Here is a 24,450-nt window from a genome sequence, read left to right as displayed (position 1 = left end):
GCTCAGCCCTCCCGGCCGATTTCGGCGGCTTCCAGCACGGCGAGCGCGTCGGGCACGAGGACGGCGGCGGAATAGTAGGCCGAGACCAGGTAGGACAGGATGGCCTGCTCGTTGATGCCCATGAACCGCACGTTGAGGCCCGGCTGGTACTCGTCGGGCAGCCCGGTCTGGTGCAGCCCGACGACGCCTTGGGCCTGCTCGCCGGTCCGCATCAGCAGCACCGAGCTGGTGCGGGTCTCGGTGACCGGGATCTTGTTGCACGGCAGGATCGGCACGCCGCGCCACGACGGCACCTGGTGGCCGCCGAGGTCGACCGAGCCGGGGTAGATCCCGGCCTTGCTGCATTCCCGCCCGAACGCCGCGATCGTCTTCGGGTGCGCGAGGAAGAACCCGGGGTCCTTCCACACCAGCGAGAGCAGCTCGTCGAAGTCGTCCGGCGTCGGCGGGCCGGTGCGGGTGGGCACCCGCTGGTCGAAGTCGGCGTTGTTCAGCAGGCCGAAATCGGGGTTGTTGACCAGCTCGTGCTCCTGCCGCTCCCGCAGCGCCTCGACGGTGAGCCGCAACTGCTGCTCGGTCTGGTTCATCGGCTCGCTGTAGAGGTCGGCGACCCGGCTGTGGACCCGCAGCACGGTCTGCGCGACGCTCAGCTCGTACTCGCGCGGCGAGCTGTCGTAGTCGACGAACGTGCCGGGCAGCCGCGGTTCGCCGTCGTGCCCGGCGGCGAGGGCGATCTCGGCCTCGCCGTGCTCGTTGCGGGCCGTGTCCCCGCCCGCGAGGAAGGCGTCGAGGTGCGCTCGCAGCTCTTCCGAGCGGTTCAGCACGCCTTCGAATTCCTGGCGCGACAACGTCAGCACGGTCGCCGCGGTGACCGCCTTGGCGGTGTACTCCCAGATCCCGTCCGAGGTGGTGAGCACGTTCTCGCCGAAGTAGTCGCCGTCCACGAGCGTGCCGAGCACCGTCTGGTCGCCGTAGGAGCCGACGCCGGCCTTGGTGATCTTGCCGTGCGCGATGAGGAAAACCTGGTCGGCGCGGCTGCCGAATTCGGCCAGCACGTCGCCCGGCTGGTACTCGCGCTGCTCGAACCGGCCGGCCAGCTCGGTCAGCGCCGCCTCGTCGTCGAATCCGCGCAGCGGCGCGAGCTCGCCGAGCTCGGGCGGGATGACCCGGACCTCGGAGCCGCTGGTCGCGAACGTGACCCGGCCGTCGCCGACGGTGTAGCTCAGCCGCCGGTTGACGCGGTAGGTGCCCGCGGACACCTCGACCCACGGCAGCACCTTCAGCAGCCACCGCGAGCTGATGCCCTGCATCTGCGGCACGGACTTCGTGGTCGTGGCCAGCTGCCGCGCCGCCGCGCGGCCTAGGCTCAGAGGTTCCTGGTCTTCCACGTCCGCGGAGTCGACCGGATCGGTGACAGTCACAGCGAAACCACCTTGTCTTCGGTTGCCAGGCCTGGGGCCGGGTTCAGGATCGGTAGCGAGGGTTCGTGGCGTGCCATTCGAAGCCGCCGCCCATCCAGTCGCGGACGCCGGCGAGGAAGCGCTGCAGTTCCGGCGACGGGATCGCGAGCAGGGCGCGGTGCCCCTGTTCGAACTCGCGCACGATCCGGTTGTGCAGCGCGACCGTGGTCTCGACCGCCTCGGAGACCGGGCAGTTCCGGTCGGCGGCGATCTGCAGCACCATGTTGCAGACCGGGTTCTCGTCGGCCGCGTCCTTGGCCACCGAATGGAGGTCGTTGACCAGGACGGTCGCGGTGCCCGCGCGCATCATCGCCTCCCGCACGCGCGGGTCGTAGTAGAAGGGCGCGGGCAGCTCGTACCCGCCGACGGCGTCGATCAGGGTCATCGACGTGTAGAAACTGTCGTGCTGGCGGGCCGCCAGGTACTCCCAGGCCGGGGGGTAGCGGCCGGTGTGGCGCCACGCGGCGTAGGCGTCCCAGCTGACGAACATCGCGAACGTCGAATAGCAGACCCGCTGGACCAGCACCGGCGAACCGTGCCTGCCGAGATGGTCGACCGCGGAATGGAAGCCGACCCGGATCGGGTCCGCCCGCAGCGCCTCCTCCAGCGGCGCGGTGAACTCGCCGGCGGGCGCGACCGGGTCCATCGCGGCCATCACGAGCGCCAGCCGCGGCGGGAGTTCGGTCGGCGAGGCGCCGAGGGAGCTGTCGTCGGCGTAGTAGTCGTCGGCCGCCCACCACACCGCGTTGAGCTGCGCGGCGATCAGCAGCCGGTCGGGATCGGAGGAGTCCGGGTGGGCGAGCATCGCCAGCCTGCCGAAGCCGGCGTGCGCGATCTGGTCCAGTCCCTTTCCTTCGAACCCGCAGTCCGCCGCCCACGCGACGAGCCGCCGGTCCACCTCCTCGGCGAGCGGGTCGTCCACCCGCCGCACGACCGGGCAGTACAGCGGCGACGCGCTGCCGTCGCCCCACTCCCGTTCCGCGTACGCCGGGTCCTGCCCGCCGGACGGAGGCGCGAACTGCGCCGCGATCCGCGCCGCCGAGGTCCCCAGCCCGGCCGGGCCCGCCCAGAGCGAGGACGGGCACGCCAGGTCGGGGCGGACGGCCGCGATTCCGGACATGGCGGCCCTCAGACGCGGTCGGCGGCGATGAGCAGGTAGTGGAAGCTGCCCTCGCGGTAGGCGGTCAGGAACGGCTGTTCAATGCCGGTCGCGACGGACGACTGCTCGCGCAGTTCCCAGTACGGGATCGTCGCCTCGGTCAGGTCCACGACGGCGATCGGGACGAAGCCGGTGGCGGCCAGCGCCGCGAAATAGTCGCCGCGCGCGTGGATATTGCAGATGTAATGCTGGTCGATCTGGCTCACCGCGCGCGAACGCCCGCCGGTCAGGTCGTTGTAGCACCCGGTGATGGTGACGAATCGGCCGCCCGGGGCGAGCTGCCGCGCGTGTTCGGCGAAAAGCTCGGGCAGGTCGACGTACATCGTGCTCTCGTTGTTCCAGATCCCGGCGAAATCGCCGCTTTCGAATCCGGTGTCGAGCATGTTCCGGAGATGGAATCGCACCGAATCGTCGATTCCGCGCAGCCGGGCCTGTTCATTGGCGAAATCGACCTGCTGTTCGGAAATGGAGATGCCGTCCACCCGGCAGCCGAACCGCTGGTGCGCCTGCACGCTCGTGCCGCCGCGCCCGCACCCGGCGTCGAGCAGCCGGTCGGTCGGGGCGATGTCTCCGAGGTGCCGCAGCAGAAACTGCGACTGCGCGGTCTCCAGCCGGTGCATTTCGGCGATGATCGCCTTGTCCCGTTTCTCGCCGCGTCCGTCCAGGACGGACGGATCGTAGTCGCCGATTCCGTAGTGGTGGTGGTACAGCCCGTCGATGTCGCCGAGGCGCAGGTTGACCGGATCCTTTTCGGCGTTCCAGTAGTCGGCGACCGATTGCTGATACGCGGTGCGGGCAACCGGACGGGCAACAGACGTCATCATGTACTCCCTTTTCCGGAATGCGATTTCCGGTCGGCGCGCGGTGAACTGCGCCGGCGCCGTTCGTCTCGCGGCGGGGCGCTCGGCTTTTCTCCCTCTGCGTCCGAGGCTAGCGAGGATTCTTTTGCGCGGACAAGACGATTCGCGGGAATTCACTCGCGGGCTGGCGGGAGCGCTCCGGCGTGCCTCTTCTGGCCTAGGAAGCCACTCCTGCGGGGTGTTCGCGGCCCGGCCGCCGGGCCTCGTTCGATGCCGCAGCGGACACGGGCGGATGACGGCGGGCGACAGCCCGTGGGCGATCCTGGCAGACGGGTGACGCCCGATGGGCCGAAGCGGTTCCGGGCCGCGGAACTCCGCCGGATCGCGCGGGCGAGCCGGTCCCGGGCCGGGCGCCGCGGGGACCGGCCCGGCGCGTCAGGCGGTCCGGGAGGCCAGCTGCAGCAGGACGACGCCGCCGACGATCAGCGCGAGCGCGAGGATCCGCGGCCCGCTCACGGTTTCGTGAAGCCAGAAGATCCCGACGACAGCCGTGCCGACCGCGCCGATCCCGACGAACACCGCGTACGCCGTCCCGACCGGGACCGTCTTCATGCCGACGTTCAGCACGTACAGCACGAGGACGGTGAGCGCTCCGCAGCCGAGCGTCGGGACAAGTTTGGTGAACCCGTCGGTGAGGCGAATGCTGTGCGCCCAGGCGATTTCGAGCAGCCCGGCCGCGAAAACGGCGATCCAGCTCATCGTCAGGCCTCGTCGAGCGCGGCGCGGACCTCGGACGGCAGCGCCAGTTCCCCGGCGGCCAGGAGATCGGCGAGGTGGTCCGGGTCGCTCGTGCCGGGAATGGCGGCGACGTTCGGCGCGAGGTCCAGGAGCCAGGCGAGCGCCAGCGTCGCCGCTGGAACGCCGAGCTGCCGGGCGTGCCGCGCGACCGGCGAATTCTCCTGGACCAGCGCTCCGTTGCCGAGCGGGCGGAACGCCAGATACGGGATCCCGGCGGCGGTGGCGGCGTCGAGCACGTCCCGGCCGCCGCGATGCCCGACGTGGTGCTCGTTCTCGACCGAGGCGACCGGCGTGACCGCGCGCGCCTGGTCCAGCAACTCGAGGGTGACGTTCGAAACGCCGACGTGTTCGAGCAGGCCTTCGTCGCGCAGTTCGGCGAGCGCGCCGACGGTCTCCGTCCACGGCACGGTGCTGTCCGGCATGAACCTGGCGTGCACCAACGGAAGCCGCTCGACGCCGAGTTGCGCGAGGTTGTCCCGGACGGCTGCCCGCACCGCTTCCGGCGCGGCGTCCGCGACGAACCCGCCGTCCGGGCTGCGGCGCGCGCCGACCTTGGTGGCGAGCAGCAGGTCCTCCGGGTACGGGCGCAGCGCCTCGGCGAGCAGGCGGTTCGCGACCTCGGGCCCGTAGTAGCCAGACGTGTCGATCAACCGGACGCCCGCGTCGACGGCCGCGCGGACGGCGGCCTTCGCGCGCTCCGGATCGGCCGGTTCGCCCATGGCTTTCGGCCCGGCGAGCTGCATGGTCCCGTAGCCGATCCGGGAGACGGTGCGGCCGGCGAGCGTGAACGAGTGCATGGTGCGACCCCCATCAGTCAGGTGGACACTGTGTCCACTTATGACTCTACTCGATCCGGACACGATGTCCAGATACAGTGACGGGGTGAACGGCAAGCCAGTCACCGAGCGGGCGGACGCCGCGGCGAACCGGCGGCGGATCCTCGCCGCGGCCGAGCGGTTGTTCGCCGCGAAAGGCCCGGACATCACCATGGGCGACCTGGCCGCGGCGGCGGGCGTCGGCCGCGGCACGCTGTACCGGCGCTACGACAGCGTCGCCGCGGTCGCCGTCGCGCTGCTGGACGAGCACGAGCGGCGGCTGCAGGAAGCGATGCTGTCCGGGCCGCCGCCGCTCGGCCCGGGTGCTCCGCCGCGGGAGCGGCTGGTGGCGTTTTACGACGCGATGGTCGATTTGCTGGAGCGGCACCTGCCGCTGGCGCTGGGCGCGGAGACCGGGGCCCGGCGGTATCGGACCGGGGCGTACGGGTTCTGGCGGGTTTTCGTGGCGGCGCAGGTCCGGGAGGCCGGGCTGAAGGACGAGGCGCTGCCGGACGTGCTGCTGGCTCCGCTGGCGCCCGATCTGTACCAGAATCAACGGCATGAGCGCGGGTTGCCGGTCGCGGCGGTGAAGAAGGCGCTGCGCCGGCTGGCAGCCGCGCTGCCGGAAACGGGCTGAGCGGGTCCGGTGCGGGGTACATTCGCCGGATGAACGGCGGCGCGCCGATGCGGATCGGCTGGGTCTGCCTCGCGGCGGTCAGCGCGGGGATCCTCGGGTTCGGGATCGTCGTCGCTGTGGTGCCGCCCGCCGGGGACCCGCTGCTCTACCGCGCCGACGCGCTCGCCACCGCCGGGCTTGGCTTGTTCGGCGGGCTGATCGCGGTGTTCCCGTTCCGCGCCGGGCAACGGTGGGCGTGGTTCGCGCTGTGGTTCTACCCGGTGTTCTGGCTGGCGCATCTGGTGTTCGGCCTGCCGCCGGGGACCGACCACGTCCATCAGGCGGTCTTCGCGGCGCTCTCGCTGGCCGGATTGCTGGTGCCGGCGCGGTCGTTCTTCCCGGCTGAGGGGCAGCACGCCCGCCGATGGCCGAGATCGGGGTCCGGCGTGTCATGATTCGCGGTGTGTCCGCGAGAAAGCCCGCTGTGGCAAGGGATTCCGCTCCGGCGAGCGGTCGGGCCGTCGCTCTGCGTGCCGGGTGGTGCTGGGTCGCGGTGGTGGTCCTCGGCGCGGCGGCGGCGGTGGGGTTCGTCAGCTCGAGTCCGGTGGCGTCCGCGGCGGCCTTGCTCTTCGGGCTCCTGCTCGCCGCCTTGGCGACCGCCGCGGCGTTCATGTTCTCCGGACGCGGCTGGTTCCTCCTCGGCGGCTTCCTGCTGACTGCCTTCTATCTCGGGTCCGTCGGGGTGACGTCGGTCGGTTTCCTGGCGGCGCACGGGGACAGATACCGCGCGACCGCGGTTTCGTCCGAATGCCATCACGTCAAGGGCGGCACCGCCTGCACCGCGCGCGTCGACCGGCCGGACGGGACGCTGCTGGCCGAGGACCTGTCGGTGAAATCGCGGATGAAAGCGGGCGAGAAGGTCGCCGTCGTCGAGGACCCGGCGGGCATCGTCGCGGCGCATCGGGCGGATCAGCTGGACCCGGCGGCGCTGCCGCTCGATCTGCTGCTGGGGGTGTCGGCGGCGTTGCTGGCCGGATTGTTCGGGTGGAGCGCGTGGCTCGGGGTCCGGCGGCCGCTGAGACGCTGACGTTGCGGTGATGTCTGCGCGTTCGTCTCTGGCCCGCCCGCGAAGCCCTGGCCATGCTCCAGTCTGAACCGTTCGACGCGGGAGGACGCCTTCATGACCATGCAGCCTGAGCGCGGCGCGGACGTGCCGCTGCCCGACCTGTGCGTGCACGAGCTGTTCGCCCAGCACGCCGCCGCCGCGCCGGACGCCGTGGCCGTGCGGTACGGCGACGAACGGCTCGGCTACGGCGAGCTGGACCGGCTCGCCAACCGGTTCGCGCATTCGCTGCGGGCACAGGGGATCGGGCCCGAGACGCCGGTCGCGCTGTGCATGGAGCGCGGGACGACGCTGCTGGTCGCGATGCTCGGCATCCTCAAGGCGGGCGGCTATTACGTCCCGCTCGACCCGGCTTATCCGCCCGAGCGGCTCGCGTTCATGCTCGGCGACTCCGGCGCGACCGTCGCGGTCACCGAACGCGCGCTGGCGGACCGGGTGCAAGCCGCGCCGACGGTGGTTCTCGCCGACGAGGCCGACCTCAGCGGGTGGCCGGACACTCCGCCGGAGACGAAGGCGGCGCCGGACAACCTGATCTACCAGATGTACACCTCCGGCTCCACCGGCCTGCCGAAGGGCGTGCAGGTGCCGCACCGCGGCGTGGTCCGGCTGGTGCACGGCTCCGGATTCGCCGAGTTCGGTCCGGGAGAGGTGTTCCTGCTGCTCACGTCGTTGTGCTTCGACGTGTCGACGTTCGAGCTGTGGGGCGCGCTCGCCACCGGCGCGACGCTGGCGGTGCTGCCGCCGGGAGTGCCGGCCGCGGCGTCGATCGAGGAGGCGGTGCGCCGGTTCGGGGTCACCACGGTGTGGCTCAGCTCCGGGCTGTTCGGGCACGTGGTCGACGACCGGGTGACCGCGCTCGCCGGGGTGCGGCACGTCATCGCGGGCGGCGACGTCGTGCCGCCGGTGCAGGCGCGGCGGGTGATCGAAGAACTCGGGGCCGAGATGAGCAACGGCTACGGCCCGACGGAGTGCACGACTTTCGCTTGCGTGCACCGGGGAATGACGGTCGCCGACACCGCCGGGCCGATCCCCATCGGCAAGCCGATCGCGAACACGCACGCGTACGTCGCCGATGCCGACGGAGTGCCGGTCGCACCCGGCGAGCGGGGCGAGCTGCTGCTCGGCGGCCCTGGCGTCGCGCGCGGCTATTTCCGCCGCCCGGCGCTGACCGCGGAACGCTTCGTCCCCGACCCGGCCGGCGGCGGCGGACGGCTCTATCGCACCGGCGACGAGGTCGCGCTCCGGCCGGACGGGGCGTTCGCCTTCTTCGGACGGCTCGACCAGCAGGTCAAGATCCGGGGTTTCCGGGTGGAGCCGGGAGAAGTGGAAGCGGCGCTGACGGCGCATCCGCTCGTCCGGTCAGCCGTGGTGGTGCCGTACGAACGCGACGGCGGCGACCGGGTGCTGGCCGCGTACGTGGTCGCCGAACGGCCCGCGGCGGCGGAGTTGCGGGAATTCCTGCTCGCACGGCTGCCCGCGCATTTGGTGCCCTCGCTGTGGTCCTGGCTCGACGAGCTGCCGATCACGCCCAACGGCAAGGTGGACCGCGCGGCGCTGCCGGAGCCGGAGGAAGCGGGATCGGTTAAGGAGTTCGTCGCGCCGAGGACGCCGGTCGAGGAGGCGGTCGCCGAGGTGTGGCGGGAATTGCTGGACCTCGAACGCGTCGGCGTGCACGACGATTTCTTCGCTGACCTGGGCGGGCACTCGCTGCTGGCGACCCGGGTGGTGGCGTTGCTGGGGGAGCGGTTCCCGGTGGAGCTGCCGGTGAGCGTGGTGTTCGAGGCGTCGACGGTCGAATCGCTGGCGGCGCAGGTGCACCGGGCGGTGGCGGAGTACGTGGCCGGACTGTCCGATGTGGACGTGGAGCACGCGCTGGGCTGAGCGGGCCCGGGCTCCTTGGCGACTAGGAGCTTGCTCTCCTCGAGGAGGTGCGCCGGGCCGTGGCGCACCTCCTCGTTTCGCGTTGTTCGTGAGCTCGGACCTCTCGACGGCCGTGTCTTTGCCGTCCCGCACCGCGGAGCAACGGGGTTTCAGGCTCGTTCGATGACCGTGGCCAGTTCGGCGACCGTCCGGGCGGCGAAGAGATCCCGCAGCGAGACCCGGACCCCGAGCTTCTTCCGGATCCGCGCGAGCACCCGGGTGGCCAGCAGGGAATGCCCGCCGATGCGGAAGAAGTCGTCGTGGACGCTGATTTCCTCCACCCGCAGCACTTCCCGCCAGATGTCCGCCAGCGCGTGCTCCACCGGGGACGACGGCTGCGCGATCGGTTCGGCGCGCACCGCGTCCTCGATCGACGGGTCCGGCAGCGCCGCGCGGTCCACCTTCTTGCTCGGCGTCAGCGGCAGCGCGGCCATCGCGACCCAGTGCGCCGGGACCAGGTAATCCGGCAGCTGCGACCGCAGACTTGCCCGCAGCGCGGCGAAATCCGGCTCGCCGGAGGCTGCGACGACATAGGCGACCAGCGTCCGCTCCGGCAGGTCCTTCACCACGACCGCGGCCGCGCGCACCGCGGGATGCGCGTCGAGGGCGGCTTCGATCTCGCCGAGTTCGATCCGGAAACCGCGGATCTTGACCTGCCGGTCGAGCCGCCCGAGGAATTCGACGGTCCCGTCCGAGCGGAACCGGGCGAGGTCGCCGGTGCGGTACAGCCGCGCGCCGGCCGAGTACGGGTCCGGCGCGAACTTGTCCGCGGTCAGCCCGGGACGGCGCAGATAGCCGCGGGCCACGCGCAGGCCGCCGAGGTGCAGTTCGCCGGGTACGCCGACCGGCGCCGGCCGCCCGGCCGGGTCGAGCACGTACGCGCTGGTCGCGGCCACCGGACGGCCGATCGGCAGGCTGGGGGCGTCGAGATCGGCGTCGTCGGCCCACTGCAGCATGCTGGAGATCGTCGCCTCGGTCGGGCCGTAGCAGGCCAGGAAACGGCCGGGCGACCGCAGTTCGCGCCAGCGCCGGGCGTCTTCGGCGGTGACGACGTCCGCGCCGACGTTCACCAGGTTCAGGTGCGCGACCCGCGGATCGCGCGGCGCGAGCACGCCCAGCAGTTCCCGGTAGTAGGCCGGGGTGATGTTGACGCTGGTGATCCGGTGCCGGCCGAGCTGGTCGGCGAGTTCCTCCGGTTCCCAGAACAGCGGGTCGCTCAGCACCACCGACGCGCCGGCCAGCAGCGGCGCGCCGATCTGCTCCAGCGAACCGTCGAAGGCCAGCGACGCGAGCGACAGCACCCGGTCGGCCGCGGTGATCCCGTATTCCCGGGCGATGAGCTGTGCGTGTTCGGCGTAGGAGCCGTGCTGGATCTGGACGCCCTTCGGCCGCCCGGTCGAGCCAGAAGTGTAGATGACGTAAGCGAGTTGGGCCGGGTCGATTGTCCATTCCGGACTGTCCGAAGAGGAGTCCGCGGTCTGGTCGAGGTCGATGACTGGACAGCCGGCGTCGGCGAATAGCCCGGCGTAGCGTTCCTCGGTGATGACTGCGGCGGTGCGCGCGTCCTCGACGAGATAGGCCAGCCGCTCGGGCGGGTTGGCGGGATCGAACGGGACATACGCCGCACCGGATTTGAGGACGCCGACGAGCGCGACCACGGCGTTGACGCTGCGTTCGAGGCAGACTCCGACCGTCGCTTCCGGGCCGAGCCCGTTCGCGCGCAGGTACCGGGCCAGCCGGTTGGCCGCTGCGTCGAGCTGGGCGTAGGTCAGTTCCTGGCCGCTGCAGTGGACCGCGAGGTGGTCCGGGGTTTCGGCTGCTCGCTGGGCGAACAGGTCGGGGAAACAGCCTGGTGCGACATCGTAGCCCGGGGCCGTTGCCCAGTCCGCCAGCAAAGCGAGTTCTGCGGCAGGGGTCAGCGTCAGTTCGCTCAGCCGTCGCGCCGGATTGTCGGCGATGCTTTCCAGCAGGCGCTGGAACCGGGCGGCGAGGCGGTGCGCTGTCGCGGGCTCGAACAGGGCGGTCGGATAGGTGAGCGTGCCGGTGAGCGAGCCGTCGGGGCGATGCTCGAACTGCAGGCCGAGATCGAACGACGCGGCGGTCCAGTCCACATCGGACTCTTCGACGTCCAGCCCGGGCAGCCGGAACCGCCGTTCGGGCACCTCGTGCAGCCCGAAAAACGCTTGCACCAGCGGATTGCGGGAGAGATCGCGGTCCGGTTCGAATTCGCCGACGAGCCAGTCGAAGGGGACGTCCTGGTTGCCGAAGGCGTCCAGCGCGGTGCCGGACACCTGGTCGAGGAAGGCCGTGAACGCCGGGTCGCCGCCGAGGTCCGCGCGCAGCACGAGGGTGTTGACGAAGAATCCGGCCAGTCCCTCGACCTCGGCCGGGGTGCGCCCGGCGACCGGGCAGCCGACCGCGACGTCCGTGCCGCCGGTGTGCCGGGCGAGAAAGACCTGGTAGGCGGCCAGCAGGACCATGAACGGCGTCGCCCGCCGGGAGCGCCCGAGCGCGGTGAGCCGTTCCGCGAGCGCGGCGGGGACCTCGATTCGCACGGAGGCCCCGGCCGGATCCCACACCGGGCCCCGGGGGCGGTCGGCCGGCAGTTCCAGCGGGGCGAGCCCGGCGAGCCGTTCGCGCCAGTAGGAGAGCTGGCCGGCGAGCCGGGTCCGGGCGTCTTCCCGTTGCCAGAGCGCGAAATCGGCGTACTGGACCGGCAGGGCGGGCAGCTCGGGCAGCGTTCCGGCGTGGAACGCGCGGTAGAACTCGGCGAGTTCGGCGGCGAGAACGTCCCAGGACGCGCCGTCGAAGGCGATGTGGTGCACGACGATCAGCAGCACGTGCTCGCGCGCGTCGAGACGGAGCAGCCGGGCCCGCAACGGCAGGTCCGCCGAGAGGTCGAACGGCACCGCCAGCTCGGCCGCGACGACGGTGTCCAGCTCGGCGTGCGTGACGCCTTCGATCGGCAGCGGCACCGGCTGCGGCTGCCCGACCACCTGGACCGGCACGCCCTCGCGGCTGCGGTACCGCGTCCGCAGCACCTCGTGCCGGGCGACGAACGCGTCGAGCGAACGGCTCAGCGCGGCGACGTCCAGCTTGCCGCGCACGCGCAGCAGCAGCGGGAGGAGGTATTCGGTCCCGCCGGGCCGCAACGCGTCGAGGAACCACAGTCTTTCCTGCGAGAAGGACAGCGGCAGGTCGCCGGGCATGGTCATGGCGCCAGGGTGGCTGCTCGCCGGGTGCCGGGCCAGAGCCGGGACAGTGCGCTCGTTGCTGCGCGTTCTTCTCTGTCGCGCCGCCGCGCGCACGGGAAGGCTCGGCTCGCGACGGGACGGGTGTGCCCGGCGCGAGAACGAGGAGGACCGGATGAGCGAGGACGAGCGCACTTACGGCGTCGTGCTCAACGACGAGGAGCAGTACTCGATCTGGCTGGTGGACCGCGAACTGCCGGCGGGCTGGCGGTACGAGGGCAAACGCGGTTCGAAGCAGGAATGCCTCGACCACATCGACGAGGTGTGGACGGACATGCGGCCGAAGAGCCTGCGCGAGCGGATGCGCGCGGAGGCTTCGGCCTAGCTGCCGGGTCCGTGCGGGTTCCTCGCCCGGCTTGTCCGCTGAGCAGCCTCGGCTTGGCTCGCAAGTGCCGTCGGCGAGGGGAACCCTCGAGGGACTCAGAGTCTGTGCAGGTTCCCCTCACGGACGTCCGCCGACCAGCCCCGCCGATCGACCCGCAGGGGGAGCGATGACCACCGAACAGTCCCGGCGCGACGAGCTGCTGGAGCGCTACCTGGCCGCGGCGCCGGTCCCGGCCGCGGACCCGGCCCGTCCGGCGATCCGGGCCGACCGTGGCCGTCCGTTGCCGCTTTCTCCGGCGCAGCAGCGCGTCTGGGTGCTGGACCGGCTCCGGCCCGGCGGCACCGAGTACGTCGTGACCGCGGCGTGGCGGCTGCGCGGCCCGCTCGACGTCGAGCGGTTGCGGGCCTGCTGGCAGACGATCGTGGAACGCCACGAGATCCTCCGCACTACCTACGGCGAACGCGATGGCGTACCGGAGCAAATCGTCGGAGCGGCCGCGGTGGATCTGACGGTCCAGGACGTCGCGGCGGAGGACGTCGAGGCGGTCACTCGGGAAGCGGCCTCGGTGCCGTTCGATCTGGCCCGGGACCGGCCGCTGCGGGTTCGGGTGCTGCGGCAGTCGGCGACGGAGCACGTGCTGCTTCTCGTCGTGCATCACATCGCGTACGACGGGTGGTCGACGTCCGTCGTCGCGCGGGAACTCGGGGCGCTGTACCGTGGGGAGACGTTGCCCGAGCTGCCGGTCCAGTACGCCGATTTCGCCTCCTGGCAACGGAAACACGCGGCCAGTGCGCGGGTGGCGGAGCAGGTCGAGTTCTGGCGTCGCCGTCTCGCCGGGGTCGCGGCGCTGTCCTTGCCGGCGGACCGTCCGCGTCCGCCGGTGCACGATCCGCGCGGGGACATCCTGCGGTTCACCGTGGACGCGGACCTCGGCACCGCCGTCGCCGCGCTGGGCCGGGCGCATCGGGCGACGACGTTCATGGTGCTGCTGGCGGCGTATCAGATTCTGCTGAGCCGGTATTCGGGACAGGCGGACGTCACGGTCGGCACCCCGGTCGCCGGACGCACGCGTGCCGAGGCGCAGGAGTTGATCGGGCTTTTCCTGAATACCTTGGTGCTGCGCGCCGAGGTGGACGGTTCGCGGTCGTTCGCGGACTTTCTCGCCGACGTTCGCCGCGACACCCTCGACGCGTATTCCCATCAGGACGCGCCGTTCGAGCGGCTGGCCGACGAGCTGGCCCCGGACCGCGATCTGTCCCGCAATCCGCTTTTCCAAGCCATGCTGGTGCTGCAGAACACCGCTGACGCCGGGTTCGATGCGGCCGGGGTGCACGGCGAGCAGGTCCATTCCCCGTGGCACAGTGCGAAGTTCGACCTCACGCTGGAAATGACCGAGCGGCCGGACGGAAGCCTGGACGGGGTGCTGGAATATCCGGTCGCGCTGTTCGATCGGTCCACTGTGGAACGGATCGGCGCGCATTTCACCGAGCTGCTGCGCGGGATTGTCGCGAATCCCGCCGCGCGGCTGTCGGATCTTCCCTGGATGAGCAGTGCGGAAAAGGCCGAGCTGGCCCGGTGGAACGACACTGACGTCCGTTTCGAGTCCGGGACATTGCTGTCGATGCTCGCCGAAGGCAGGGCTGCCGGGGGAATCGCGGTCGTCGCGGATCGGCGTGAGGTGTCCTATGTGGAGCTGGAGGAGCTGTCGAATCGGGCGGCGCACTGGCTTCGGGTGCGTGGGGTGGGGCCGGAGTCGGTGGTGGGGGTTCGGCTGGAGCGCGGTGTGGAGATGGTGGTCGCGCTGGTGGGGATTCTCAAAACCGGGGCGGCGTATTTGCCGTTGGATCCGGATTATCCCGAGGACCGGTTGCGGTTCATGATCGAGGATTCCGGTGCTGAGCTGGTGATCGAGCCGGGTGATCTCACCGGGCTCGCGCAACCGGCGTATCCGGTGGATGTCCTGGTGCGCCCGGAGAACGCGGCGTACGTGATTTATACGTCGGGGTCGACTGGTCGGCCCAAGGGTGTTGTGATCGAGCATCGCGGGATCGTGAATCGGCTGCGGTGGATGCAAGCGGAATACGGTCTCACGACACAGGATCGAGTGCTGCAGAAGACACCGTTCGGGTTCGACGTTTCGGTGTGGGAGTTCTTTTGGACCCTCTCCGTCGGCGCAACCCTGGTGATGGCCCGCCCGGGCGGGCACCGTGACCCGGCTTATCTCGCCGAGGTCATGGCCGAAGGGATTACGACGGCGCATTTCGTGCCGTCGATGCTGCGGGCGTTTCTGTCCGGCCCGGTGCCCTCGCTGCGCCGGGTGCTCTGCAGCGGCGAGGCGCTCCCGGACGAGCTGGCCGACCGGTTCCACCAGGTCATCGACGCCGAGCTGCACAATCTCTACGGGCCGACCGAGGCGTCGGTGGACGTCACGGCGACCCGGTGCCTGCCGGGGGAGCCGGTCACGATCGGCCGCGCGATCGCGAACACGCGGGTTTTCGTGGTGGACGCCGAGCTGCGCGAGGTGCCGGCGGGCGTGCCCGGCGAGCTGGTCATCGCCGGGGTGCAGCTGGCGCGCGGCTACCTGAACCGGCCGTCGCTGACCGCCGAGAAGTTCGTCCCGGACCCGTTCGCGCGGCGGCCCGGCGAACGGCTGTACCGCACCGGCGACCTCGCCCGGAGGCTGCCCGACGGCCGGATCGAATACCGCGGGCGGCTCGACCACCAGGTCAAGATCCACGGCAACCGGATCGAACTCGGCGAGGTCGAGGCGACCCTGCTGACCCACCCCGACCTGCGCGCGGCGGCGGCCGCGGTGCGCGACGACCGGCTGATCGGCTACTTCGTCGCCGAGCCCGGCCGCACCCCGGACCCGGCTGACTTGCGCACCCATTTGGCGCGCACGCTTCCGGAACCGATGCTGCCGTCGGTGTGGCTCGCGCTCGACGCGTTGCCGCTGACCGCCAGCGGCAAGATAGATCGCAACGCCCTGCCCGCACCGGACGGTGTGCGCGTGAGTCATCGGTACGTCGCGCCGCGCACCCCGGCGGAGGCGGCGGTGGCGCGCGCGTTCGCGGCGGCGACCGGCGTCGACCGGGTCGGGGCGGAGGACAGCTTTTTCGCGCTGGGCGGCGATTCTCTGCGGGCTATCCGCGCCGTCGGGCTGTTGAACGCGGAGGGAATCGAGGCGAGCGTCGCGGACCTCTTCCGGCGGCAGCGGGTGGCCGACTTCGCCGCCGGGCTCGGCGGTCCGGCGGCAGCTTTCGAGGCGGTCGAGCCGTTCGCGCTGCTTGCCGTGGGGCAGCGCGAAGCATTGCCGGACGACGTGACCGACGCTTACCCGCTGTCGCTCGCGCAGGCAGGCATGGTGCACGAGATGCTCGCCGGGGCCGAGCGGGGGCTGTACCTGAACCATCTCGGCTACCCGGTGCACGAAGAATTCCGGCTGGACGCCTTGCAGCAGGCCGCAAATCGGCTGGTCGCGCGGCACGAAATCCTGCGCTCTTCGATTGACTTCGCCGCGGACCCGCCGTTGCAGCGGGTGCACGAGACCGCCGTCCTGGAAGTGACCTGCGACGATCTGCGCGCGCTGCCCGCCGACGAGCAGGCCGCGCGCGTGCGGCAGTACCCGGAGGAAGACCGGGCGCGCGGGTTCGACCTGCTCCGTCCGTGCCTGCTCCGGCTGCACGTGCACTGGCTTGCCGACCGCGAATGGCGGCTGTCGTTCAGCTACGTGCACGCGATTCTGGATGGCTGGAGCCAGAATTCGCTGGTCGCCGAGCTGCTCGAGGATTACCGGGCTGGCGCGGCCGGGCCGGTCGAACCGCCGCCGGTCCGGTTCGCCGACACGGTCGCCCGGGAACGGGAAGCGCTGGAGTCCACTGTGGACCGCGAGTTCTGGGCGGACCGGGTGAGCGCGGCCGAGCGGTTCGCCGTGCCGCCGGGCTGGGCAGGCGAAGACGACGGGGTCTACCGCACGGTGCGGGTGCCGTTCGGAGATCTGACGTCGCGGTTGCGGGCGGTGGCTTCGTCGGCGGGAGTTCCGCTGAAGAGCCTGCTGCTGGCCGCGCACCTCACCGTGCTGCGGACGATCGCCGGACATGACCGGCCGTTCCACACCGGCGTGGTGACCAACAGCAGGCTCGAGCGCGCGGGCGGCGACCAGGTGCGCGGGATGTTCCTGAATACCGTGCCGTTCACGGCGCCGGCCGACGCACGGGACTGGCCGGAGCTGGCGCGCGCGGTGTTCGCGGAGGAGACCGCGCTGTGGCCGCACCGGCATTTCCCGCTGCCCGCGATGCAGGCCGCGTGGGGCGGGCAGGCCCCGCTCGTCGATGTTTTCTTCAACCACACCGACATGCATGTGCTCACCGACGCGCAGGTCGACCTCGCCGAGGTCGCCGACAGCACCCCCAACGAGTTCGGCCTGTCCGTCTCGACGGTGCCCGGGGCGTTCGTGCTGGAGGCGTTCACCTCCCGGATCGGGGTCGCGCATCTGGAGTTTCTCGCCCGGGTGTACCGGCATGTGCTGGAGCAGATCGTCTCCGCGCCGACCGCTGCCCCGCGCCGATCCGGGCTGCCCGCGGCGGATCGGGCGGCGCTGCTGCGGAACCCGCCGCGGACCGAGCGAGCCGCCCGGATGCTGCCGGAACTGTTCGCGGCCACCGCAGCGGCACACCCGAACGCCCCGGCCCTGCAGTGCGGTCCGGTGACGCTCACCTACCGGGAATTGTCGGTGCGGGTCGTTAGGCTGGCCAGGTATCTGAAGAAACGAGGAGTGCGGCGCGGTTCCCTGACCGGGGTCCTGCTCGACCGCGGTCCGGACCTGCTCGTCGCACTGCTGGCCGTGCACCGGGCGGGAGCCGCGTACCTGCCGATCGACCCGCGCTACCCAGCCAAGAGGGTCGGCTACGTGCTGGCCGATTCCGGAGTGGAGGTGGTGCTCAGCGAAGAGTCGCTGACGGGGTTGCTGGAGGGGACCGGCTGCTCGGCAGTGCTGCTGGACCGAGACGCGGAGGCGATCGCTGCCTGTGCGGCGGAGGTGCCGGTGCCGGGGTTCGACGGTGGCGGAGTTGCGGCCTGCCCGGCGGACGTGTCGGTGCCGCGGCTCGACGGTGGCGGATTCGCGGCGGGTCCCGCGGGCGTGTCGGTGTCCGGGCTCGATGGCGGCGAAGTTGCCGCGGATGCGGCGGTGGTGCCGCTCGGTGGCGGCGGAGTTGCGGCGGATGCGGCGGTGGTGCCGCTCGGTGGCGGCGGAGTTGCGGCGGGTGCGGCGGATGTGCAGGTGCCGGGGCGCGATGGAGGCGATATCGCGGCCTGCCCGGCGGATGCGCCGGTGCCCCAGCCCGAGGGTGGCGAACTTGCTGCCATTGCGACAGACGACCCCGAGGGTAGCGAATTCGCGGCGGATCCGGCGGGCATGCCGGTGCCGCGGCCCCAAGGCGGCGAACTCGCGACCCACCCCGAGGACGGTCCCGTACCCCAGCCAGACGGCAGCGAACTCGCCTACGTCATCTACACCTCCGGTTCCACCGGGCAGCCCAAGGGCGTCCAGATCGGGCACGCCGCGCTCGCGAACTTCCTGCTGTCCATGCGGCGGCGGCCCGGCCTCGCGCCGGGTGCCGCGGTGTTGGCGCTGACTACGGTTTCGTTCGACATCTCCGCGCTCGAGCTGTACTTGCCGTTGCTCGTCGGCGGTCAGGTGATCGTCGCGACCGCGGAGGAGAGCGTCGATCCGCAGCGGCAGGTCGAGTTGATCGAGCGGACCGCGCCGGCGGTTGTGCAGGCGACGCCGTCTGGCTTGCGGCTGCTGGTCGATTCGGGATGGGTTCCTCCCGCGGAACTCACCGTCTTCGCGGGCGGCGAGAAGCTTCCGGCCGACCTGGCCCGGCGGCTCACCGCGGGCGGGGCGCGGCTGTGGGATCTCTACGGGCCCACCGAGACGACGATCTGGTCCACCGTCGCCGAACTCGACGGGGATCGGGTCGTTGCCTGGGAGCCGGTCGCCAATACCGACATCTTCCTGCTCGGCGACGACCTCGAGCCGGTCCCGTTCGGGGTGGTCGGCGAGGTGTGGATTGGCGGCGACGGGCTCGCCCGCGGTTATGCCGGCCGTCCCGGTCTGACCGCGGAACGGTTCGCGCCCGATCCGCACGGGCTCCGGCCCGGCGGGCGGGTCTACCGCACCGGCGATCTGGCGCGGCGGCGTCTCGACGGGGCGGTGGAGATCCTCGGCCGGGCCGACGACCAGGTGAAGGTGCGCGGGCACCGGGTCGAACCGGGCGAGGTCGAGGCCGTGCTGCGGGCCGACCCGCGGATCCGGGACGCCGCGGTCCAGCCGACTCCCGTCGCGGACGGCTGGGAGCTGACCGCCTATGTCGTCGCGGCCGCGGAACTGTCCATTGCGGACGTCCGAAAAGGACTGTCCGGAATCCTGCCGGACTACCTGGTGCCCAGCAGCATCGTGCGGCTGCCGGAACTGCCGCGCACTCCGGCCGGGAAGCTCGACCGGGCCGGCTTGCCCGCGCCGGCGGCCGCGGTGCGCGAACGTCCGCACGTCGCACCGCGCGGGCCGGTCGAGGAACTGGTCGCCGGGGTGTGGGCTGAGGTGCTCGGCATCGAGCGGATCGGCGCGCAGGACGATTTCTTCGACCTCGGCGGACATTCCGTCGCCGCGACCCGAATCTCGGTGCGGTTGCGCGCGGCTCTGGACGCCGACGTACCGGTGCGGGCGTTGTTCGACCACCCGACCGTCGAGTCCCTCGCCGCCGCGGTGGCCGGGTACCCGCGGCTGGCTTCGGAACCGGCTGCCCGGTCGACCATCCGGCCGCGGGCGGCGGCGGTGAGTGAGGACGCATGAGCGAGACATTGCTGGACCTGATCGCCGAGGGAGTGGCTGCCGGGGGAACGGCGGTCGTCGCCGACCACCGCGAGGTGTCCTATGTGGAGCTGGAGGAGCGGTCGAATCGGGCGGCGCACTGGCTTCGAGCGCGTGGAGTGGGGCCGGAGTCGGTGGTCGGGGTTCGGCTGGAGCGCGGTCTGGAGATGGTGGTCGCGCTGGTCGGTATCCTCAAAACCGGGGCGGCGTATTTGCCGTTGGATCCGGATTATCCCGAGGACCGGCTGCGGTTCATGATCGAGGACTCCGGTGCTGAGCTGGTGATCGCGCCGGGTGATCTCACCGGGCTCGCGCAACCGGCGTATCCGGTGAATGTCCTGGTGCGTCCGGAAAACGCGGCGTACGTGATCTACACCTCGGGCTCGACGGGCAGGCCCAAGGGTGTCGTCATCGAGCATCGCGGCATCGTGAATCGGCTGCGGTGGATGCAGGACGAATACGGCCTGACCCCGCAAGACCGCGTATTGCAGAAGACACCGTTCGGCTTCGACGTGTCGGTGTGGGAGTTCTTCTGGACCCTCTCCGTCGGCGCAACCCTCGTCATGGCCCGCCCAGGTGGGCACCGCGACCCGGCTTATCTCGCCGAGGTCATGGCCGAAGGGATCACCACAGCGCATTTCGTGCCGTCGATGCTGCGGGCATTCCTGGCCGGACCGGTGCCGCCACTGCCGCTGCGGCGGGTGTTGTGCAGCGGCGAGGCGCTCCCGGACGAGCTGGCCGACCGGTTCCACCAGGTCATCGACGCCGAGCTGCACAACCTCTACGGGCCGACCGAAGCATCAGTCGACGTGACCGCGACCCGCTGCCGGCCAGGGGAGCCCGTGACCATCGGCTACCCGATCGCCAACACCCGCATCCACCTCCTCGACGGCGAGCTGACCATCGCGGGAGTGCAGCTGGCGCGCGGCTACCTCAACCGCCCGGCGTTGACCGCGGAGAAATTCGTGCCCAATCCGTTCGCGGAGCAACCCGGCGAACGGCTGTACCGCACCGGCGACCGTGCCCGGCAGCGCGCGGACGGCGCGTTCGAGTACCTCGGCCGGTTCGACCATCAGGTCAAGATCCACGGCAACCGGATCGAACTCGGCGAGGTCGAGGCAGCGCTGCATGGGCATCCGATGATTGCCGCGGCGGCGGCTGCGGTGCAGGACGATCGGCTTGTCGCTTATTGCGTTTACCGCGAGGGAGCCCCGCCTTCGACGTCCGAGTTGCGGGCGCATCTGGCCCGCACCTTGCCGGAGCCGATGCTTCCGGCGGTGTGGATTCCGCTGCCCGCTCTGCCGCTCACGCCGAGCGGCAAGATCGACCGCAACGCCCTGCCCGAGCCCGACGGCACCCGGCCCGAGCTGGCGGTCGGCTACGTCGAACCCCGCAACGCGACCGAAGCGGCGATCGCCGGGATCTGGGCGGAGGCACTCGGCGTCAGTCCGGTCGGCGTGCACGATCCGTTTCTCGAACTCGGCGGTCGTTCGCTCGCCGCTACCCGGATTTGCGCACGGATCTCCCGGAACACGGGGCGCCGGTTGTCCGTCGCGGATCTGTTCACCGCACCGACCGTCGCGGAGCTGGCAGAGGTGGTCGAAGCGGCACTGCCGACCGGAATTGTCCATAGTGGACAGAAGACGATTTCGCCCGCACAGCACCGGATGTGGTTTCTCGACCAGCTGTCCGGGCCGTCCTCCACGTACACGATGTACGAGGCTTACCGGTGCACTGGAGAGCTGGACGTCGAGGCGTTGCGGCGCGCGCTGGCCGAGGTGGTCCGCAGGCACGAGGCCTTGCGGACGACGTTCCGGAGCCGGCGCGGGGAACCGGAACTGGTCGTTTCCGCCGAAACCGACGTGCCGCTGACGGTGGTGGACGGCTCGGCGGAGGAGATCGTCGAGGCAGAGCTGAGCAGGCCGTTCGATCTGGCGCGCGGGCCGTTGCTGCGGTGCGCGGTGATCCGCGGCGAGCCGGGCCGGTTCACGCTGCTCGCGGTGCTCCACCACATCATCGCCGACGACACCTCGATGGAGATCTTCTGGCGCGACCTCGCCGAATGCTACGCCGGGCGAGCGGACGCGCTGCCGGAGCTGACCGCGTCGTACCCAGCGCCGGACCAGTCCGGTCTCGAATACTGGAAGTCCGCCCTGGCCGGCGCGCCGCCGGCGATCGAGCTGCCGGACAGCCTTCCGCGACCGGCTCGGCAGGCCCAGCTGGAAGGCACTGTCGAATTCTCCGTGCCGCAGCAGGTCCTCACCGCGCTCGAATCCGTGGCGACCGAGGCGGGCGCCACCGGGTTCATGGCGTTGCTGGCCGCGTTCGTGCTCGACCTGAGCCGGGCGACGGGACGGGACGATCTCGTCGTCGGCACCTTCGCCGGCAACCGGCCGTCGGTCGAGGCCGAAGACCTGATCGGGCTGTTCGTGAACACGCTCGCGCTGCGCGTGCGCGTTCCCGGCGATCCGGAGTACCGCGAGGTGCTCGACGCGGTGCGGGAGGCGGTGCTCGGCGGGTTCCGGCATCAGGACGTCCCGTTCGACCAGGTCGTGACGGCAGTGCGGCCGCCGCGCGATCTGAGCCGGAATCCGGTGGCGCAGGTGGCTTTCCAGTCGCTCGGCTCGCTCGCCGGCCGGCTCCGGCTCGACGGCGTCCGCGCCGAGCCGTGGCGGGCCGGGCAGGGCGGGAATCCGTTCGACGTGCTGGTGACGGTTCGCGAGCATCCCGCCGGTCTGGCCGGCACGCTGCATTACGACCGGGCGCTGTTCGCCGAAGCCGCGGCGAAGACGATGGCCGATCGGTTCGTGCAGGTGGTGCACACGGTCGCGGTCGCACCGGGCACGCGTGGCTCGCAGCTGCCGCGATGAACCGATCTCCTACACTGGCCGGGTGGACGGCGAGGCGGCGTACCGGCCGCAGCTCGGCGAACGCGAGCTGCGGGTGCTCCGGCTCGTCGCCGAGGGGTACAGCAACAGCGAGATCGCGGCCGAACTCGGCTGGTCGGAGCACACGGTGAAGAACGCGCTGTACGACCTGATGGCCCGGCTGGGAGTCCGCAACCGCGCACACGCCGCGGCTTACGCGGTGCGGAACGGCTTGATTTAGCCCAGTGCGAAAGGTCTCGGCTGGCCGTCGTGGTTTCGGTGAGTCTTTCGGGCGGCGCGGCGGGAGACGCGCACTGTCCCGGCTGCGCTGAGTTCCGTCGGCGCGCTGGCGGTGGGGAGCGGTTTAGTTTAGCCGAGCGTGAAAGGTCTCGGCTGCGTGGTCGATCCCGCCCAGACGGCGAAGCGCAGTTCCTGGAGAGCGTCTCGCCGCTGCCGCGTTGAGAAACGCGCCCCGCCGTAGCAACGCCAAGTTCCTCCGGCGCGCAGGCGGGGCGCAACCATCCCTAAATAAGCCCCTGCCGCAAGGCGAACGCAACCGCGTGCGCCCGATTCCGCAATCGCAGCCGGTGCGTGATGTCGTGCACGATCGTCGTCACCGTGCGTGCCGAATAGGCCAGTGCGGAAGCGATTTCAGCGGTCTCGTGGCCGTCCGCGACCATCCGCAGCACGTCGCGTTCTCGGGCGTCCAGCGTGGGCGCGGCCGGTGCCGGTCGCCGGGCTTCGAAGAGGTCGCTCAGCAAGTCCGGCGGCATGGTGCCGTGGCCGGTCGCCGCCGCGCGGACCGCGGAGACCAGCGTTTGTTCGCAGGCCTGTTCCCGCCGCAGCACTCCGCAGGCGCCCGCCTCGATCGCGCGCGCGGCCCGGGCCGCGTCGACCCTGCCGGTCACCAGCAGCACCGCGGTGTTGCGCTCCTTGGCGGTCCGGATCGCCTCGACAGCCGCGTCGTCGACCTCGTCGACCGCCAGCACGGCGACCCCGCCGTCGTCCCCGGTGAATTCCGCGCAGCCGTAGAGCGCGCTTTCCAGTCCGGCGCGCAGGAACGGGTCGGCGGCGAGCACGCGCACCGGGACGGTCCGTTCGAGGGTGGTCATTTCCCGTTCTCCTCTCGGCTCGCCGCCACCGCGACGGGTTCCGGTTCTTCGAGCAGGTCCGGCAGGTCCTCCACGCGCCGCAGCGACGGCCGCGCGGCCAGCGCGCCCAGCACGACGAGAAGCAGCCCGGCGAGCAGGAACATCAGCGCCATGCCGCGGCCGGGGCCGGTGCCGATCAGCTGCCCGACCGAACCGGCCAGCGCGCCGCCGGGGCGCAAAAGCGGTTCGAACACGCCGTCGGCGAGCGGGCCGGCGACGAGGTAGGCCACCGGGCTCGCCGCCTGCGACACCGCCCGCGAGGTCGCCATGACCTTGCCGAGGTTGGCCGGGTCGACCTTGCTCTGCAGCACGGTCTGCGCGGTCCCGGTGATCACCGGCAGGGTGCACAGGAAGAACGGCCCGATCGCGATCACCAGCGCCAGCGACGGGGCCAGCGAGTGGAGCGCCAGCGCGACCCCGCCGAAGGCCATGAACGCCGCGATCCCGCGCATCCGCTTCTTCGGCCCGCCCCAGACGCCCATCACCAGGCTTCCGGCGAACAGCCCGCAGCCGCCCGCGAATACCTGGAAGCCGAGTCCGGCGGGGCTGGCGAACGACAGCACCAGCGGCCGGACGAGCGTTCCGGCGATGCCGAAGCAGAAGTAGAACCCGGCCAGCACGCCGAGCAGTCCGGTCAGCCCGGGACGCCGCCGCAGTTCCGCCCAGCCGGCCGGAACTTGCCGCCAGATCGACGGTCCGCCCGGTTCCGGTGCGGCGGTGCGGACGGCGGCGCGCGGCAGCGGGACCAGCAAGACGACCAGCAGCGACGCGGCGAACGTCACCAGGTCGATCAGCACCACTCCGCGCAATCCGGTGAACGCCAGCAGCGTCCCGGCGACGACGGGGGCGGCGATTTGCGCGCTGAACACCACCTGCGACAGCCCGTTCGCCCGGCTGAGGTGCTGTTTCGGCACCAGCAGCGGGATCATCGCGCTGAACGTGACCTGCTGCAGGGTCCCGCACATCGCGGTCAGCGCGGTCACCACGTAGACGTGCCAGGTCTGCAACTGGTCCGCGTTGATCAGCAACGCGAGCACCCCGACCGAGGCGAGCGCGACACAGTCCGCGGCGACGAGGATCCGGCGGCGGTGCCACCGGTCGGCCAGCGCGCCCGCGAACGGCGCGATCACCAGCGCCGGGATCGCGCCGGACAGCATGATCAGCGCGAACTGGGTGGCCGAACCGGACCGCTCGTAGGTCCAGACGCCGAGCACGAACCCGGTCAGCGCGGAACCGACGATCGAGACCAGCTGGGCCGACCAGAGGAGGACGAATCCCCGCGTTCCCATCGTGG

16 protein-coding genes are annotated in these 24,450 nt (G+C 71.3%); 8 read left to right on the top strand and 8 right to left on the bottom strand.

Features of this window, described 5'->3' with window-relative positions:
• Nucleotides 1–2: 2 nt before the first annotated feature.
• From F9C12_RS06340 to F9C12_RS06320, 5 genes are all read right to left on the bottom strand, one after another.
• The gene (locus F9C12_RS06340; protein ID WP_409181035.1) at nucleotides 3–1,418 is read right to left on the bottom strand and encodes a family 2B encapsulin nanocompartment shell protein; all 1,416 of its coding nucleotides are present in this window, start codon (nucleotides 1,416–1,418) and stop codon (nucleotides 3–5) included.
• Nucleotides 1,419–1,461: 43 nt separating this feature from the next.
• Nucleotides 1,462–2,577: a family 2 encapsulin nanocompartment cargo protein terpene cyclase gene (locus F9C12_RS06335; RefSeq protein WP_409181034.1), complete on the bottom strand. Its 1,116-nt coding sequence runs from the start codon at nucleotides 2,575–2,577 to the stop codon at nucleotides 1,462–1,464.
• Between the two features lie 8 nt (nucleotides 2,578–2,585).
• Nucleotides 2,586–3,437 carry a geranyl diphosphate 2-C-methyltransferase gene (locus F9C12_RS06330; RefSeq protein WP_409181033.1) on the bottom strand — a complete coding sequence of 284 codons (852 nt, stop codon included), beginning with the start codon at nucleotides 3,435–3,437 and terminating at the stop codon, nucleotides 2,586–2,588.
• A gap of 414 nt (nucleotides 3,438–3,851) precedes the next feature.
• Complete coding sequence (locus F9C12_RS06325) at nucleotides 3,852–4,175, bottom strand: DMT family transporter (RefSeq protein WP_409465144.1); 324 nt, start codon at nucleotides 4,173–4,175, stop codon at nucleotides 3,852–3,854.
• A gap of 2 nt (nucleotides 4,176–4,177) precedes the next feature.
• The gene (locus tag F9C12_RS06320) at nucleotides 4,178–5,011 is read right to left on the bottom strand and encodes an aldo/keto reductase (protein ID WP_409465143.1); all 834 of its coding nucleotides are present in this window, start codon (nucleotides 5,009–5,011) and stop codon (nucleotides 4,178–4,180) included.
• 40 nt (nucleotides 5,012–5,051) lie between these two features.
• Between F9C12_RS06320 and F9C12_RS06315 the strand changes: the two genes are divergently transcribed.
• The 4 genes from F9C12_RS06315 (at nucleotide 5,052) to F9C12_RS06300 (ending at nucleotide 8,649) form a co-directional block, all read left to right on the top strand.
• Nucleotides 5,052–5,666 carry a TetR/AcrR family transcriptional regulator gene (locus F9C12_RS06315; protein ID WP_409465142.1) on the top strand — a complete coding sequence of 205 codons (615 nt, stop codon included), beginning with the start codon at nucleotides 5,052–5,054 and terminating at the stop codon, nucleotides 5,664–5,666.
• Nucleotides 5,667–5,695: 29 nt separating this feature from the next.
• Nucleotides 5,696–6,100, top strand: coding sequence for a hypothetical protein (locus F9C12_RS06310; RefSeq protein WP_409465141.1), 405 nt, complete (start codon nucleotides 5,696–5,698; stop codon nucleotides 6,098–6,100).
• Between the two features lie 8 nt (nucleotides 6,101–6,108).
• On the top strand, nucleotides 6,109–6,732 hold the full coding sequence (locus tag F9C12_RS06305; RefSeq protein ID WP_409465140.1) for a hypothetical protein: 624 nt from the start codon (nucleotides 6,109–6,111) through the stop codon (nucleotides 6,730–6,732).
• A 93-nt stretch (nucleotides 6,733–6,825) separates the two neighbouring features.
• Nucleotides 6,826–8,649, top strand: a complete 1,824-nt coding sequence (locus F9C12_RS06300; RefSeq protein ID WP_409465139.1) for an amino acid adenylation domain-containing protein — start codon at nucleotides 6,826–6,828, stop codon at nucleotides 8,647–8,649.
• 149 nt (nucleotides 8,650–8,798) lie between these two features.
• On the opposite strand, the gene F9C12_RS06295 is transcribed toward F9C12_RS06300, so the two are convergent.
• On the bottom strand, nucleotides 8,799–11,903 hold the full coding sequence (locus tag F9C12_RS06295) for an amino acid adenylation domain-containing protein (protein WP_409465138.1): 3,105 nt from the start codon (nucleotides 11,901–11,903) through the stop codon (nucleotides 8,799–8,801).
• Nucleotides 11,904–12,054: 151 nt separating this feature from the next.
• Here F9C12_RS06295 and F9C12_RS06290 point away from each other — a divergent pair, with 151 nt between their 5' ends.
• The 4 genes from F9C12_RS06290 (at nucleotide 12,055) to F9C12_RS06275 (ending at nucleotide 22,246) form a co-directional block, all read left to right on the top strand.
• Nucleotides 12,055–12,264 carry an MbtH family protein gene (locus tag F9C12_RS06290; RefSeq protein ID WP_409181024.1) on the top strand — a complete coding sequence of 70 codons (210 nt, stop codon included), beginning with the start codon at nucleotides 12,055–12,057 and terminating at the stop codon, nucleotides 12,262–12,264.
• A gap of 166 nt (nucleotides 12,265–12,430) precedes the next feature.
• On the top strand, nucleotides 12,431–19,120 hold the full coding sequence (locus F9C12_RS06285; protein ID WP_409465137.1) for an amino acid adenylation domain-containing protein: 6,690 nt from the start codon (nucleotides 12,431–12,433) through the stop codon (nucleotides 19,118–19,120).
• Nucleotides 19,117–22,008, top strand: coding sequence for an amino acid adenylation domain-containing protein (locus tag F9C12_RS06280; RefSeq protein WP_409465136.1), 2,892 nt, complete (start codon nucleotides 19,117–19,119; stop codon nucleotides 22,006–22,008). The genes F9C12_RS06285 and F9C12_RS06280 overlap by 4 nt, the downstream gene beginning before the upstream one ends.
• A gap of 22 nt (nucleotides 22,009–22,030) precedes the next feature.
• Nucleotides 22,031–22,246, top strand: a complete 216-nt coding sequence (locus F9C12_RS06275) for a response regulator transcription factor (RefSeq protein WP_009077456.1) — start codon at nucleotides 22,031–22,033, stop codon at nucleotides 22,244–22,246.
• A gap of 283 nt (nucleotides 22,247–22,529) precedes the next feature.
• On the opposite strand, the gene F9C12_RS06270 is transcribed toward F9C12_RS06275, so the two are convergent.
• Nucleotides 22,530–23,117, bottom strand: a complete 588-nt coding sequence (locus F9C12_RS06270; protein ID WP_409465135.1) for a response regulator transcription factor — start codon at nucleotides 23,115–23,117, stop codon at nucleotides 22,530–22,532.
• Nucleotides 23,114–24,445 carry an MFS transporter gene (locus tag F9C12_RS06265; RefSeq protein ID WP_409187016.1) on the bottom strand — a complete coding sequence of 444 codons (1,332 nt, stop codon included), beginning with the start codon at nucleotides 24,443–24,445 and terminating at the stop codon, nucleotides 23,114–23,116. Before F9C12_RS06265 ends, F9C12_RS06270 begins: the two co-directional genes overlap by 4 nt.
• Nucleotides 24,446–24,450: the final 5 nt, after the last annotated feature.

The sequence above is a fragment of the Amycolatopsis sp. GA6-003 genome (assembly GCF_046267895.1).
Lineage (GTDB): Bacteria > Actinomycetota > Actinomycetes > Mycobacteriales > Pseudonocardiaceae > Amycolatopsis.
Note: the sequence above shows the minus strand (reverse complement) of the source record. Positions and strands in the feature narration are given on the sequence as shown.